Annotated in this window: 12 protein-coding genes; 9 read left to right on the forward strand and 3 right to left on the reverse strand. The window is 44.1% G+C overall.

The window, feature by feature from the left end:
- Positions 1–35: 35 nt before the first annotated feature.
- Positions 36–803 carry an electron transfer flavoprotein subunit beta/FixA family protein gene (locus PV403_RS07310; protein ID WP_213531518.1) on the reverse strand — a complete coding sequence of 256 codons (768 nt, stop codon included), beginning with the start codon at positions 801–803 and terminating at the stop codon, positions 36–38.
- Between the two features lie 72 nt (positions 804–875).
- Positions 876–1,460, reverse strand: coding sequence for a TetR/AcrR family transcriptional regulator (locus tag PV403_RS07315; protein WP_332084035.1), 585 nt, complete (start codon positions 1,458–1,460; stop codon positions 876–878).
- 369 nt (positions 1,461–1,829) lie between these two features.
- Here PV403_RS07315 and PV403_RS07320 point away from each other — a divergent pair, with 369 nt between their 5' ends.
- From PV403_RS07320 to PV403_RS07350, 7 genes are all read left to right on the forward strand, one after another.
- Positions 1,830–4,010: a heterodisulfide reductase-related iron-sulfur binding cluster gene (locus PV403_RS07320; RefSeq protein ID WP_332084036.1), complete on the forward strand. Its 2,181-nt coding sequence runs from the start codon at positions 1,830–1,832 to the stop codon at positions 4,008–4,010.
- On the forward strand, positions 4,007–6,439 hold the full coding sequence (locus tag PV403_RS07325) for a 3-hydroxyacyl-CoA dehydrogenase/enoyl-CoA hydratase family protein (protein ID WP_332084038.1): 2,433 nt from the start codon (positions 4,007–4,009) through the stop codon (positions 6,437–6,439). The genes PV403_RS07320 and PV403_RS07325 overlap by 4 nt, the downstream gene beginning before the upstream one ends.
- Positions 6,440–6,514: 75 nt before the next feature.
- Complete coding sequence (locus tag PV403_RS07330) at positions 6,515–7,720, forward strand: acetyl-CoA C-acyltransferase (RefSeq protein WP_332084039.1); 1,206 nt, start codon at positions 6,515–6,517, stop codon at positions 7,718–7,720.
- 505 nt (positions 7,721–8,225) lie between these two features.
- The gene (locus PV403_RS07335; protein ID WP_332084040.1) at positions 8,226–10,016 is read left to right on the forward strand and encodes an acyl-CoA dehydrogenase family protein; all 1,791 of its coding nucleotides are present in this window, start codon (positions 8,226–8,228) and stop codon (positions 10,014–10,016) included.
- Between the two features lie 88 nt (positions 10,017–10,104).
- Positions 10,105–11,781: a long-chain-fatty-acid--CoA ligase gene (locus PV403_RS07340; protein ID WP_332084042.1), complete on the forward strand. Its 1,677-nt coding sequence runs from the start codon at positions 10,105–10,107 to the stop codon at positions 11,779–11,781.
- 42 nt (positions 11,782–11,823) lie between these two features.
- The gene (locus PV403_RS07345) at positions 11,824–12,237 is read left to right on the forward strand and encodes a PaaI family thioesterase (RefSeq protein ID WP_332084043.1); all 414 of its coding nucleotides are present in this window, start codon (positions 11,824–11,826) and stop codon (positions 12,235–12,237) included.
- 187 nt (positions 12,238–12,424) lie between these two features.
- Positions 12,425–13,543, forward strand: coding sequence for a WD40/YVTN/BNR-like repeat-containing protein (locus tag PV403_RS07350; RefSeq protein ID WP_213531533.1), 1,119 nt, complete (start codon positions 12,425–12,427; stop codon positions 13,541–13,543).
- A gap of 97 nt (positions 13,544–13,640) precedes the next feature.
- On the opposite strand, the gene PV403_RS07355 is transcribed toward PV403_RS07350, so the two are convergent.
- On the reverse strand, positions 13,641–14,189 hold the full coding sequence (locus PV403_RS07355) for a recombinase family protein (protein ID WP_213531535.1): 549 nt from the start codon (positions 14,187–14,189) through the stop codon (positions 13,641–13,643).
- 144 nt (positions 14,190–14,333) lie between these two features.
- On the opposite strand from PV403_RS07355, the gene PV403_RS07360 reads away from it, so the two are divergent.
- Together PV403_RS07360 and PV403_RS07365 are read left to right on the forward strand one after the other, a co-directional pair.
- Entirely contained in the window at positions 14,334–15,797 is a 1,464-nt protein-coding gene (locus tag PV403_RS07360; RefSeq protein WP_332084044.1) for a SulP family inorganic anion transporter, read from the forward strand.
- Positions 15,798–15,877: 80 nt separating this feature from the next.
- Complete coding sequence (locus tag PV403_RS07365; protein WP_213531539.1) at positions 15,878–16,273, forward strand: hypothetical protein; 396 nt, start codon at positions 15,878–15,880, stop codon at positions 16,271–16,273.
- Positions 16,274–16,304 lie beyond the last annotated feature (31 nt).

Consider the following 16,304-nt stretch of genomic DNA (forward strand, 5'->3'; position numbering starts at 1 on the left):
TATAAAAACATCACAATTGAAAACGCATTCAAAAGTTAAATCACTTTAGACTTCGTTCGCAGTAAGGAAACAAGTTCGGATACCGCTTCGGCAGGTTCACCTTTTAGAATTTGCCCAGCACTTCGTTCTGGGGGGAGCGTGAGTTCGGTTTGTTTTGTCGCTGGCTTCACTTCATCCTCCGTAAGGTCCAGATCTTCAAGTGTATAGGTTTTGAATGGTTTTTTCTTCGCTTTCATAATGCCGGGCAGGGAAGGATAGCGGGGTTCATTTAGTCCTTGTTGAGCGGTGAATAGGGCTGGTAAGGGGAGGGTAAGTATTTCAAGATCTCCCTCAGCGTCACGGTGAACTTCCGCGGTCGTACCGTTTATCGTAAGTTTAGTGATGGAAGCGGTATGGGGGATATTGAGCAGCTTTGCAAGCCGAATCGCCACTTGGCCTGATCCGCGATCGACTGAGAAATTACCGCCAAGAATGAGGTCCGGATTTTCTTTGGATAGATAGGTATATAGAACTTTGGAGACAGCATACTCATCATTCGGAATTCGATCATCCGAGATGAGGACTGCTTCATCGGCACCCATTGCAAGGCCAGTGCGCAGCGCTTCTGCGGTTCGACTGGGACCGAGGGATACAAGGGTTACGCTGCCGCCAAGCTCATCACGAAGTTTAACGGCTTCCTCCACTGCATATTCATCATAAGGGTTAATGACAAACTTGACTCCATCTTCCATAATCGTACCTTGCTTCACTACGATTTTTTCCTCTGTATCAAATGTTTGTTTCATGAGCACTACAATTTTCATCGTTTACGCTCTCCCTTCAAAATGAATGCTTGTGAGTTTTTTATATGTGAATCGTAGAGATGTAGAACCTCTCTACTTGGAAACGCCGTGAATAAAAAACTGAAGTGTTTCATCCACTTGATCACGTAAGGAGTACTTTTGACCAGAAAGAAGCCAAGAAGTAACGACCTCGTCCATGGAACCGAAAATTAAATTTCGCACAAGTTTCACATTGAGGTTCGCCCGAAACTGTCCATTGTCGATCCCTTGTTGAACAATATTCTCGATCAGCTCGATGTAAGGTTTCAGCGTAATCCCTATTTCTTTTCGCAGTTCTAGTTCACTTTGCCGCATTTCAATCTGAGTCACATAAGCAAGCTCTGGATTATTCTCAAGTTCCGTGTAATGAATGGTGCATATTATTCGCAGCGCTTCACAAGCATCATTCGTTTCAGCTACGCTTTCATGAAACTTATTTACCAGTTCTCCAAGCTTCTCTTGGAACAGATGAATGAGTATGTCCTCCTTTCTTTTGAAATACAAATAAATCGTTCCATCCGCTACGCCGGCTGCCTTGGCAATCTTGGAAACTTGCGAACGGTGATAGCCGTTTTCAGCAAATACCTTGAGAGCGCCCTGAAGAATCAAATCATATTTTTCTGTTTTTTTACTTGTCATATCGTCACCTCGATGTTAGACTACAATTAAATTTATGAATGAATACTCATTCAGTTTCTTTTCATCATCATAGAATACGTTCTTATCATTGTCAACGACGGGTTAACAAATCCTAAATATGCAGCAGTTACATCTACTTTACACAGAAATAGAGACGTTCATCATTCACGGTATTTGACGATTTCCATGTTGTTTTACAGTCAAACGGAGTATGGAAGTCTCTTTTTTACACACTAAATGAAAGCGCTTCATACACAAGTTTCCCTGATCTTGGCTTGGTGAGAAATAAAGAAGGGAGTGACACACGGTAGAAAGACGATAAAGAGAAGGATTCAAGGAAAAGAATGAAGATACAAGGGGCTGATGAGGATGATCTTGCAAATCGGTAATGCGCTGCTCTTTTTCCTCGTTACCGGTCTAGCGGTATATCTGTTCCTAAGAGTCGTGTATCACCGGTATCTGTACATTCGTTTAGGAAAGCCGGCTGACCTCAGGCGAGATGTGAACGAACGATTACGAACCTTTGCCGTTCAGGTATTTGGTCAAACGAAACTTTTTAAAGATCCAAGAAGCGGTATTATGCACTTTGTTGTCTTTTACGGTTTTATTATTTTGCAGTTTGGTGCACTGGATATTATCTGGAAAGGCCTAAGTGGTCATCGGCTTCCGATTCCAGGTTATGAAGGATTTATTCTCATGCAAGAGGTTACGGTAGTTCTCATTCTTTTGGCGATCGCGTACGCGGCATACCGCAGATATGGGGAGAGGCTGGACCGATTAAAACGTGGGTTTAAACCTAGTATTGTCGTCATCTTTATTACTACGCTTATGATATCAGTACTTTTTACCATGGCATTCGAGAGAGTAAGAGAAGGCGTGGCACCGTCTCTACTGGCTCCGATCTCATCAAGTCTTGCTGCTGCTGTAAGCTGGATGCCTGACATGGCAATAAACGCACTATACTACGTATGTTGGTGGCTGCATCTCATCATCTTGCTATCATTCCTGCTGTATGTTCCTCAATCAAAACACTTTCATCTCATAACAGCCCCTATCAATATTTTATTTCGCAGAACAAATGCCCCAGGGAAATTAACCGCATTAGACCTCGAAGATGAAGAAGCTGAATCCTACGGTGTAGGTAAAATAGAAGATTTTACTCAGAAACAAATGCTTGATTTTTATGCATGTGTTGAATGTGGACGCTGTACGAATGTATGTCCTGCAACAAGCACAGGAAAGATGCTGTCTCCAATGCATATGATCGTGAAACTGAGGGATCATTTGACGGAAAAAGGAGCTCTACTCACGTCAAAATCCCCTTGGGTACCCGCTGGCGTATTTGGATACTCGGGAGTTTATTCGATGGGTGATACAAACCACGAACTCAAGGAGTGGAAGGGCGAAGGTATCACTGATATTCGTCCTACGATGGCAGCTCAGAAGAAAGCATGGCATCAGGTGGAAGGTGTGAATGTCAAGGATGTTCAGCTTATTGGCGGAGTGATGACAGAAGAAGAAATATGGGCTTGTACGACTTGCCGTAATTGCGAAGATCAGTGCCCAGTATCCAATGAACACGTAGACAAAATTGTTGATCTGCGCAGACATCTTGTTCTTATGGAAGGCAGTGTGCCGCAAGAAGGACAAAGGGCGATGCAGAACATTGAGCGTCAAGGTAACCCATGGGGCATCAGCCGGGCTGAACGCAGTAAATGGGTGAAGGAAATCGATCCGGAAGATACGCTTCATCTTCAGATTCCGACCGTGAAAGAGAATCCGGCATTCGAATATTTATTTTTTGTAGGTTCAATGGGTTCCTATGATAATCGCAGTCGCAAAATAACCCGCGCTTTTGTTCGTCTGATGAATGAAGCAGGCGTGAACTTCGCCATTTTGGGTAACGAAGAAAAAAATTCAGGCGACACACCGCGCCGGATGGGTAACGAATTCCTATTCCAGCAACTCTGTGCAGAGAATATTGAGATTTTTAAAAAATATGGTGTCGATAAAATCGTCACCGCATGCCCGCACACCTTCAACATTTTTAAGAATGAATATCCTGATTTTGGACTAAAAGCAGAAGTGCTGCACCACACGCAGCTCCTAGACCAACTTGTGAAAGAAGGAAGACTCTCTCCGAAACATACAGTTGAAGAAAAAATCACGTATCACGATTCCTGTTATCTTGGTCGGTACAACGGTGTTTATGATCAGCCGCGTGATGTGCTAAGGGCTATCCCAGGGGTAACGCTGCTTGAGATGGAGCGAACTCGTGAAAACGGAATGTGCTGTGGTGCCGGCGGCGGGCAGATGTGGATGGAAGAGGATGAAGGAAAACGGGTAAATCTAGCCCGAACGGAGCAAGCCCTTGCGGTATCACCGACGATGATTAGTTCCGCTTGTCCTTACTGCCTGACGATGCTAGAAGATGGTACGAAGCTGCAAGAAGTAGAAGAGCAAGTGAAAACTCGGGATATTGCTGAGATTTTGGAAGCGTCTGTATTTGGAAGGAAAGAAACCCACGAACGGGAGGTCGTAGTTAAATGAATAAAACGTTAGCAAAAGATACGGCTCACAAAACTGCTTCTAGGACGATTTCAAAAGCCGCCGTTATCGGGTCCGGTGTCATGGGGTCGGGTATTGCAGCCCATCTGGCCAATGCAGGCATTCCTTGTTTATTGCTTGATGTTGTTCCAAAATCGCTAAGTCCAGAGGATGAAAAAGCAGGGTTAAGCCTTGCGGATCCTAAGTTTAGAAATAAACTGGCGGCAAAAGCAATTGCAGCTCTTCCTAAATCCAGTTCGGCTCCGCTTTATGCGGCAGATTTTGTAGAGCGAATTACACCGGGGAATATAGAAGATCATTTCCATCTACTAAAAGATGTGGACTGGATTATTGAAGTGGTGACGGAAAAGCTCGACATAAAGAAATCCATTCTAAAACAGATTGAAGGAGTGGTAAAAGAAGGAACGATCGTAAGTACCAACACTTCGGGAATCTCGGTTAATGCGATGGTAGAGGATTGCAGCGAACATTTCCGCAGGAATTTTATTGGAACTCATTTCTTTAACCCTCCCAGACATATGAAGCTGCTCGAGATCATTCCTGGATTTGATACCGATCCGCAGATCACAGCATTTATGGCGGACTTCTGTTCAAGAAGGCTTGGCAAAGGGGTCGTACTTGCAAAAGATACACCTAATTTTATATCTAACCGAATTGGCACGTATGGACTGCTCGTTACTTTACATGAAATGAAAGAGAACAACTATACCGTAGAAGAAGTGGATGCAGCTACGGGTCCTGTCCTCGGCAGGCCGAAAAGCGCGACCTTCCGCACTCTGGATCTTGTCGGAATCGATACGTTTGTCCATGTTGCTCAGAATGTATTTGGCAGCGTTCCAGACGGACCTGAGAAAGACATTTTCGCTGTACCTGACGTTCTAAATGAATTGGTAGCAAAAGGTTGGATTGGAGAAAAGGGCGGCCAAGGTTTCTATAAGAAAGTGAAAGGGGAAGAGGGCAGCAAAATACTCTCACTTGATCTGTCCACGATGGACTATAATCCAAGCGCAAAAGTTAGATCTGCTTCCATCGAAGCTGCAAAAGCGGTAAAAGGGTCAAAGAAGAAAATAAAAGCATTCCTTACCACCAATGACCGTTATTCGGAACTGGCTTGGAATGTGCTTAAACAAGTACTGATTTATTCCGCTGAAAAATTAGGAGAAATCGCGGATTCCATTGAGGATATCGATAATGCAATGAAATGGGGTTTTAACTGGGAACTTGGACCATTTGAAACTTGGGATCTGATTGGATTACCCGAATCCGTACAGCGGATGGAAGCAGAAGGTCTTGTCGTACCAACGTGGGTCAAAGAATGGATCGCCGCGGGTAACAAGTCTTTCTATGAGCAAAAAGACGGAGCTGTACTCCACTTCTATAAAGGAGCTTACAAAGAAGTCGAAACACAGCCAGAACGGATCTCGCTTCAAAGCTTAAAGGCACAGAACAAGATTATTCGCCATAACTCGGGTGCGAACCTGATTGATCTTGGAGATGACGTCGCTTGTCTAGAGTTTACTTCACCGAACAATGCCATTGGTGCAGATATTCTAGTCATGATCCAGCAAAGTGCCGAGGAAGTAAGAAATAATTATCGCGGACTTGTTATTGCGAATGAAGGACGTAACTTCTGTGTGGGCGCCAATCTAATGCTCATGCTGATGGAAGCCCAAAGCGGGGACTGGGATGAAGTGGATGATATCATCCGTTTATTCCAGGGCAGTATGATGAAATTAAAAGGTCTTGAAAAACCGGTAGTGGCAGCACCCCACCGAATGACACTAGGCGGCGGTGTGGAGGCTTGCCTTCCAGCAGATCGCATTATTTTCTCCGCAGAATCTTACTTTGGATTGGTCGAGACAGGTGTAGGACTCATTCCTGCGGGAGGCGGTTGTAAAGAACTAGCACTTATGACAAGTGACCGTTATCCAAATCCTGATTCAGATCTTCAGCCTGAGTTAAACCGTATTTTTGAAATGATCGCCATGGCAAAAACATCAACAAGTGGTCATGAAGCGCTGCGTATGTATGGTCGCCGTCATGACAGTGTCGTTATGAATCAAGATTTCCGTATATACGAAGCAAAACAAGCGGTACTTGAAATGGAAAGGGCAGGATATCAGCCAAAAATATCTGGTAAGGCAAGAGTAGCCGGAAGAGACGGACGTGCGGTCCTGCAAGTGGGAGCACTTGGATTAAAAAACAGCGGGTACATTAGTGATCATGATTATTTGATTGCGAAGAAACTGGCACACATCCTGACAGGAGGAGATGTAGCTCCAGGAACATTGGTTAGTGAACAATATTTGCTTGATCTGGAACGGGAAGCTTTCCTCAGTCTACTTGGAGAAGTGAAAACACAGCAGCGTATGCAGCACATGTTGTCCAAAGGCAAACCGCTACGTAACTGAATCAATTTCATCATTTTAATGAGTTGTGAAATTGATACAACTAGTCTCTTAATCCAAAAAGATGAGGTGAAAATCATGAGAGAAGCCGTGATTGTATCGCTGGCTCGGACTGCGATCGGGAAAGCGAAGAAAGGGAGTCTCGCGCAGACGAGAGTAGAAGATCTAGGGAAAGCGGTACTTGAAGCCGTTATTGACCGTGCACCTGGACTGCAAAAAGAAGATGTAGACGATATCATCCTTGGTTGTGCGATGCCAGAGGGTGAGCAAGGTTTAAATGTAGCAAGGATTATTTCGCTATATGCAGGGTACCCGGTTACGGTTCCTGCGCTGACCGTCAATCGCTTCTGTTCATCTGGCTTACAAGCCATTTCTTTTGCAGCAGAGCGTATTATGCTTGGGCACGCAGATGTCATCATTGCTGGCGGTGTGGAAAGCATGAGTCATGTACCCATGACTGGATTCAAACCTGCCCCTCACCACCGGATTGTGGAAGACATGCCGGAAGTTTATATGGGTATGGGGCATACGGCAGAAGAAGTGGCACGCAGATTTAGTGTGGATCGCGAAGCACAAGATGCTTTTGCCGTAGGAAGCCACCGCAAAGCAGCAGCAGCCATTGCTTCCGGTAGATTCCGAGAAGAAATCGTACCTGTCACTGTAGCCGCCACTTCAGTAGACGAACAGGGAAGAGTGCGCAGCCGTACCTTCACTTTTGATACCGATGAAGGTGTACGTGAAGATACATCAATGGAAGGACTCAGTCGTCTCAGACCTGCATTTTCCATCAAAGGTACGGTAACGGCAGGGAATGCTTCTCAGACCAGTGACGGAGCTGCGGCCGTTGCGGTGATGAGCCGTGAAAAAGCACAGGAACTTGGGCTTACACCGCTTGCTACTTTCCGTTCATTTGCCCTTGCCGGGGTAGAGCCGGAGGTAATGGGAGTAGGTCCCGTCGAAGCGATTCCCAAAGCACTTAAAATGGCAGGAATCGAAAAAGACGACGTAGATCTCTATGAAATTAACGAAGCTTTTGCATCGCAATGCCTTCATATCATTCGAGCCTTGGAACTCGATGAGAACAAGGTCAATGTGAACGGAGGGGCAATAGCCCTGGGTCACCCATTAGGCTGTACAGGCGCCAAACTTACAGTCAGCTTGATCTCCGAACTGGCGAGGCGGGGAGGAGGCTACGGTGTAGTAAGTATGTGTATCGGCGGAGGGATGGGAGCCGCCGGGGTGTTTGAAGTCCACCCACAGAAACAGTTCAGCATGGGGTATTAAGGATGCGATGAGCCGACAGAGAGGATTAAGTTCGTGGCTGAAAGCAAGAATTGAAGCGGAACGCAGCCAAGCTGATTCTTATTACCTCATTACTCATACTCACACTAAGTAGTTCGCTTTACCCAAGGCAGTTTCAAGGGGAGAAACCTTGAAACTCGCCCCTGCCCACACCCAATTTGTGTAGGAGCAGTATGACCTGTAGGCGGTGCTCAACCCTGCTTGCGTAGAAAGCGGAATCGTCCTGAAGAAGCGAAGCGCTCGCCTTTGAATCTGGATTTCAACCTTACCCCCTTCCATCAAGAAACCCAGATTCAACAGCGATCGTAAGGATGATCCGCATTCGAAGCACCGCTTAACGATGCTCAGCCGATCCGCATTCGAAGCACCGCTTAACGATGCTCAGCCGATCCGCATTCGAAGCACCACCTAACGATGCTCAATGGATCCGCATTCGAAGCAGCACGCTGATTCACCACAAATCCCCTTCCGGAAGGAGCTACCACTCATGACTGACAACCAAACCAAAGAACCAAAAATCAAAGGCGGAAGTTTTATCATCGATAACGTAGATATGAATCGCATCGTAACCCCCGAGGATTTTACCGAAGAACACCGCATGATTGGAGAAACGGTTCGTGATTTTATTGATGGCGAAGTCATTCCTAAAGATGAGGAACTAGAGAAACTAAATTATGACCTGACCGTAGAGCTGCTTCAAAAAGCAGGAGAGCTTGGACTTCTTGGAGCAGATGTTCCTGAGATGTTTGGGGGAATTGGTCTTGATAAAGTAAGCTCAACGATCATTACCGAGTATTTTTCCAAAAGTTCAGGGTTTGCCCTATCCTTTGGTGCTCATGTCGGAATCGGGACGCTGCCCATCGTTTACTTTGGTACAGCGGAGCAGAAGCATAAATATTTACCCGACTTAGCAAGCGGAGCGAAAATCGCTGCATACTGTCTGACCGAGCCAACATCCGGTTCTGATGCTCTGGCTGCAAAGACAACAGCTCGTCTCACGGAGGACGGAGAGTACTATATTTTAAATGGATCAAAACTATATATCACGAATGCAGGATTTGCCGATATTTTCATTGTCTATGCGAAGGTGGAGGGAGAGCATTTTACTGCTTTTATTGTAGAGAAAGAGATGGAAGGATTTACGATCGGGCCGGAAGAAAAGAAAATGGGAATCAAAAGTTCCTCTACACGTCCGCTCTTTTTTGAAGATGTGAAAGTCCCCAAAGAAAATTTACTCGGAGAGATTGGAAAAGGTCACCGGATCGCTTTTAATATTCTTAACATCGGTCGGTATAAACTTGCGGCAGGTACCGTGGGTGCGTCGAAAGAATCGATAGAACTCAGTGCCAAGTATGCGAATACGCGCAAACAATTTGAAACCCCGATCTCGAGCTTCCCGCTCATACGTAAAAAACTGGCCGAAATGAATATTATTACGTTTGTGATGGAAAGTATGGTGTATCGTACAGCGGGGCTGTTGGATGAAGCTCTCGCAGACATTGATTACAATCATCCTGATGCAGGTGTTCACTCAGCAAACGCAATTTCGGATTATGCCATTGAATGCTCGATCAATAAGGTGTTTTCTTCAGAAGGTCTCGATTTTATTGCAGATGAAGGAGTCCAGATTCATGGAGGGTATGGATATATTCAGGAATATAAAATTGAACGAATCTACCGAGATTCCCGTATTAATCGAATTTTTGAAGGAACGAATGAAATTAACCGCCTCCTTATCCCCGGTACCTTAGTGAAAAAAGCGTTAAAAGGGGAAATCGCCCTTCTGCAAAAAGCACAAGGTCTGCAAGGTGAACTGCTGCAAATGGTTCCGGCGCAGGAATATGAAGGGGTGCTCGGACAAGAGGAATACATTCTGGATATGGTGAAGAAAATATTCCTGCTCACAGGCGGCTTTGCCGTGCAGAAACTAGGTACCAGCCTAGAGAAAGAACAAGAGGCTTTGTCCAATCTAGCGGATATTTTAATTGATGTGTTTGCACTGGAGAGTGCGCTGCTTCGTACCAAGAAACAACTAGCCCGCGTACCAGAAGAAAAAGCCATGAACATGGTGGAGATGACCAAAGTGTATGCTTATGAAGCCCTGCAAAGAGCAGAAGCTACCGCCAAGGAAACACTCACTTCTCTTGAATCCGGTGATATGCTCCGGATGCAGTTATCTGTGCTGAAAAAACTAACAAAATTAAGTCCAGTAGACAAGGTAGCACTGAAACGCAGCATTGCCGCTAGGGTGGTAACAAACGAACGTTATACCGTATAACTGCGCATCATCTTTGCTAGATATAAAATGGTTTTGGATGAGGAGTAGGTCAGCAGGAAGCATTCCGAGAGGAAAGGATTGATATTCGATGAATGCAAAGCCCTGGCTTCCGTATTACCCGACCGAAGTGGCCCCTAGTTTCGATTATCCTAAACAGAATCTGGCGCAGTTTCTGATCAGCTCTGCTGGGCAGTATCCGAACCGGCCGGCCATGTATTTTATGGGAAAGACCATTCGTTATAAAAAGCTGCTAGAGTCTGCTTACCGTATGGCAAACGCGCTGAAAAGTAAAGGACTCAAGAAGGGGGATCGGGTGGCTATTATGCTACCCAATTGCCCGCAGGTTGTGATTGCATATTATGGAACCCTCCTTGCAGGGGGCATCGTTGTAATGACGAATCCGCTCTATGTAGAGCGGGAGCTGGCATATCAATTGCAGGATTCAGGAGCGAAGATCATGATTACCCTGGATCAATTTTATTCAAAAGTTCAGAATGTTGCAGAGGAAACGAGGCTTGAACATACCATCGTTACGGCTATACCAGATTACTTGCCTTTTTTTAAAAAAATATTGTATCCCTTCGTCGCTAAAAAACAAGGACCGCTGCCACAAATTGAATACAGCCGAACTGTCCATTCGTTTACCGCACTTCTTGCTTCAGCGGACGATGCACCTTGCTGTGAAAAGGTGAATGCAGATCATGACTTAGCATTATTACAGTACACCGGCGGGACGACTGGTGTCCCTAAAGGGGTCATGCTAACCCACACGAATCTCATTGCAAACACCATCCAATCCGCCAATTGGTGTTATCAAGTGGAGAATGGCAAAGAACGATATTTAGCTGTACTGCCTTGTTTTCATGTGTTTGGGCTTACTACACTTCTCAGCCAAGGGGTCTACCGTGCAGGGATGCTAATCCTCTTACCTAAATTCGATCTGAATTCCCTTCTCAAAATCATCGATAAGAAAAAACCGACCCTTTTTCCAGGAGCACCCACGATGTATATTGCCCTTATTAATCATCCTAAGATCAAAGAGTACGACTTATCCTCGATTAATGCCTGTATCAGCGGCTCATCTGGGCTTCCGCTTGAAGTGCAAGATCGTTTTGAAGAGCTGACAAAAGGAAAATTAATCGAAGGTTACGGACTTACGGAAGCTTCACCTGTAACGCATGTAAACCCGATATGGGGAAGAAGAAAGATAGGAACGATCGGGATTCCGGTTCCTGACACCGAAGCGAAAGTGGTGAATCCAGTTACAGGTGAAGACGTTCTGCCGGGGGAAGCAGGGGAACTCATTGTCAAAGGACCGCAGGTGATGAAAGGATATTGGAATAGGCCTGAGGAAACCTTTGATACGATTCGAAACGGCTGGTTATTTACCGGTGACATGGCAACCATGGATGAGGAAGGCTATTTTTCGATCATTGACCGGAAAAAAGATATGATTATTGCAAGCGGCTTCAATATTTATCCGCGTGAAATTGAAGAAGTTCTTTACGAACATCCAGCCGTAAAAGAGGCTGTTGTAATAGGAATAAAAGATGCGTACCGCGGTGAAACAGTGAAAGCCTATATTGTCCTTAAGGATGGAAAGACGCCTGATCCGAAAGATATAGAAATGTTCTGTCGTTCCCAGCTTGCAGCTTATAAAGTGCCTAGACACTATGTATTCCGTGAATCACTTCCGAAGACCCTTGTAGGTAAAGTATTACGCCGTAAATTACTTGAGGAAGAGGAAGAAACTCCGGCAGGTTGAAAGTTTTGCGGCCTACCCGGATAGAGAAGGAGGCTCTTTTTGATGGAGAGCATGGAAGGAAAGCAGTATATAGAGTCTTTGACCAAGGCGGCGGAACACACTTTTTGGGGATACCTTGGATGTGAGCTTACAGCCATTCAAAAAGGTGAAGTGGTGGTAACGCTTGATACGAAGCCGCACCATCTGAATCTCATGGGAATTGTTCATGGGGGTGTACTTTCTTCGCTGATGGATAACGCAATGGGAATTGCGGTCATGGTAAGGCGTCCCGGAGAAGCTTCAGTGACCAGTAACCTGAATGTGCATTTCGTTAAACCAGCGAAAAAAGGCCCACTTACCGTTACCGCAAAAATAGTTCATGAAACCGGCCGATCGCTAACGACCGAATCACGAGTGTTAGATCGTGACCATGAACTGGTTGCACTAAGTACGGGTTCATTTCGGATTACAAAATAGATAGAAGCGTGAACCACAGCAAAGGAGATATTTCATTTTAGCTGACAGGACTCGGGCGAACCACCAAAGGTTCGTCTATTTTTATGACTTTAATCTTATATGATTATGATTACATATGTGCATATGGTTTAAGTAGATCGTATGGTAATGATGTGAATAACCGGGATATAGACAGGAGGCAATATCAATGAGAAAAAGTAAATTCACTAAAGGGATTACCACCCTTGCAATCACCGCAGCAATGACGATGAGTGCAGCTTCAGCAGGAGCGGCTTCTTCTTCAACTAGTGATCTATTGGGAAGTAAGCCAGCAGGTTCTGACAAATTTCAGTTTAGTGATATTCAGTTTTTAACTGGAAATACAGGTCGTGTTGCCGGAAACGGGTTCATGATTGGTACTTCAGATTTCGGCAATGATTGGCAATCGATCTATACAGGTACATGGCAATTTACACAGCTGGATTTCATTAATAACACGACAGGATGGATGCTTGCCAAATCTGCGGTGAATGGTCCGAATGCTCTGCTCTATACCAAAGATGGAGGCACGACACTAACCAAAATCAAAACGGGATCGATGAATCTTGAACGGATCTCTTTTAAGAACGAAAACTTTGGTTTTGGTTACTCTCGGGCATTTACCTACAAAACAGCAGATGGTGGACAACACTGGACGAAAATAAAAACACCAGCGAATACAAGATATGCCGATTTCACAGATGAGCAGAATGGGTATGCGCTTGTCGTGGTTCCTGGGTACGGATACAAGATTCATAAAACAACAGATGGAGGCAAGAATTGGCGCTCTGTTTTATCCGTTCCTTCTGAAAGCATAAGCGGGGGTGAAATTGCGGTAGAAAGAAATCAAGTGTGGGCCCGACTTAACGGAGGAGCGGGGATGTCTCAACAATCGTATGCTCTGTACTCTTCGCAAAATGACGGAGAAAGCTGGACGAAAGTAATCAGCCAAAATACAGCAGGCGGAGGCAAAGCACCTGGGAATTCAGCAGGTATCGTAAATGAAGGACCCGCTTCTCCGGGCGGTCATCCTGGGAATATATCTATAGCACAAGGCATCGTTTACCTTGGGGGGTTCTCCCCAGCAGGTGAGAAGATTGGAGTAGGACGATCCGCTAACGGAGGCAAAACGTGGACTAACATGCCATCGATCACCGGATTCGAAAACGATATTGATTTTATTAATGGGAAAATAGGATGGATGGCGGATACCAGCTCAGAGGGAGCCATTTATCTTACCAAAGACGGAGGGAAAACCTGGACTTCGAAGCTGAAGATCAATAAGTAGCATTGATAAATAAACGTATTAAAATGAACTAAAAAAGAGCTTTTCTGCCTAAGCGTTATGGCGGAATCGCTCTTTTTTACTTGCGAATAGGAAATCACTAATTCTCAGAGTCCAAATAACGATACAGCGTCGATTTGCTGATTCCTGTTTCCTCGCGAATTTGGGCGAGACTATACTGATTGCTCTGATACATAACGATCGCTCTTTTCACATTATCATCCGCTTTACGAGGTCGTCCGGGGTGATTGCCTTTTTGTTTTGCTTCGTAAAGTCCTTTTTTCGTCTTCTCACTAATGACATCACTTTGAAAATCCACTAAATGTTTGACGATTTCAGGAAAAGGATATCCTTCGGATTTACTCGTATCAATGCCTTCAGCAAAAGAGCAGAGATGAGCTTGTTTCTCTTCCAGCTTTTGTAGTAGTTCTACGAGATGTCTGGTCGAATCGGCAAGCGCAAACAATTTGTATACAACGACGATATCGCCTTTGCTGAGTTCATTCATTAATTGTTCAAGTTCACTTCTTCTTTTAGCGGATGCATGTTCTTCTATAACTATTTTATCACAGGACAACGGATCTAAAGCACGAGTCTGCATGTTCAGATCCTTGTCATCCTGATAGGGTCTCATATATCCGATACGCATAGGTTTTTCTCCTAAACTATACTTTTACTCGTTATCATAACATACTTTGTAGTATCAAAAAGGTTCCATTTAGGAACGATTCGTGATACACTCATGGAAAAATACTACATGATTTATATCACAGTGAAAAGGTGTGGAGTTAAGTTGGTTGAACGGTTAAAACGTAACTGGTTTTTTAATGTACGGGCGGATATATTATCCGGTATGGTTGTAGCACTAGCGCTGATTCCAGAAGCTATTGCTTTTTCTTTGATTGCAGGTGTAAGTCCGATGGTTGGACTTTATGCATCGTTTTGTATCGCGATTATTATTTCGTTTGCAGGAGGAAGGCCGGCTATGATCTCAGCGGCAACAGGAGCCATGGCGCTCGTGCTCGCCCCGCTTGTAAGAGATCACGGGATTGAGTATATGATTGCGGCTACGATATTAACCGGTGTTATTCAGTTTCTGTTAGGTACCTTCAAGGTTGCTCGTCTAATGAAATTTATACCGAGAGCGGTTATGATCGGTTTTGTCAATTCCCTCGCTATTCTTATCTTTATGGCGCAGGTCCCTTATTTTTTAGGGAAATCAGTAATGACCTTTGTTTTTCTAGGGATTACATTACTGATTCTAATCTTCGTTCCAAGATATGTAAAAGTGGTCCCGGCTCCTCTGATTGCGATTGTTGTCCTTACGATTGTTTCTACTGTAGCGGGTGTACATCTTCAGACGGTAGGTGATATGGGCACAATTACGAAGACTCTTCCCAATTTATTGTTTCCTGATGTACCTCTGACGCTACATACGCTGCAGATCATTTTACCTTATTCCTTTGCACTGGCACTGGTAGGTTTACTAGAGTCACTGCTGACTTCTTCTATTATTGATGATATGACGGATACAGAAAGTGATAAAAACAGAGAAGCAAGAGGACAAGGCATCGCGAACTTCATCAACGGATTCTTTGGCGGTATGGCAGGGTGTGCGATGATCGGTCAATCGGTCATTAATGTGAAATCAGGAGGCAGAAGCAGGTTATCTACCCTCGTAGCTGGACTTTTCTTAATGTTCCTCATTCTCGTTCTTGGCGATTTTGTTGTCCTTATGCCCATGCCGGTATTAGCGGGAATTATGATCATGGTATGTGTGGGCACTTTTGACTGGACTTCCTTTCGTTATTTGGGAAAAGCTCCACGAGGAGATGCATTTGTCATGCTTATGACGGTGATCATCGTGGTAGCAACTCATGATTTATCTAAAGGTGTGATTGCAGGGGTCATACTGAGTTCCATCTTCTTTGTTGCCAAAGTTTCTAAACTTACCGTAACAAGTGAGAAGAAAGAGAATGAACAAGTGTTTTATGTCAAAGGACAGTTGTTCTTTGCTTCAACACAAAGTTTTGAAAAAGCGTTCGATACGTATGTTCAAGAACAGCATATCGTCATTGATTTTTCTGATTCGCACATTTGGGATGATTCGGCTGTGGGAGCGATTGATAAAATCAGACTTAAATATGCAGAGAATCATAATGAAGTTACCTTGATTAGCCTAAATGAATCCAGTCAGAAAATACTTCATCAGCTAGCTGTTATTCCTGAAAACACAGCGAACAGTGTAAGTTCGTAACCTGTAATTGGTTTATACATGTGCCGTCTGTTTAAATATTCATAATCTTAACCAAATCAAGTGATAAAAGAAGGATCGATATGAAAAAAACAAAGTACATTCCAGCGTTATTGATATTACTTATTGGATCTTTATTTCTAAATATGTTTCTCTATCAGTCACATAAAAATGAACAACATATATTTCAGACCAATCTCAATCAAAGAATAAGCAGTGAGCTTACTTTCTTTGCTTCTCAATTAGAAGAGGGGAAAATTCCGAATACTTCTCTTTTAAATTCGGCATCCATCATTGATACTTTATCGTATTACTCTGATATGAAAATAAGCTTCAATTTAGCATTTCTCATACAAGAGAAAATAGGAAATGATCAAACTATAAAAGATACAGATAAACTTAAAGAAAAGATTAGGAGTATACAAGAAGCTCCGGATCAAGAGAAAATAGTTGAACTGGGTATCCTTCTTAAACAATAAAATAAATAAAGGCCGATCTGTTTATATAAAC

Origin of the sequence: Paenibacillus sp. GYB006, assembly GCF_036577645.1 — a bacterium.
Taxonomy (GTDB): domain Bacteria; phylum Bacillota; class Bacilli; order Paenibacillales; family Paenibacillaceae; genus Paenibacillus.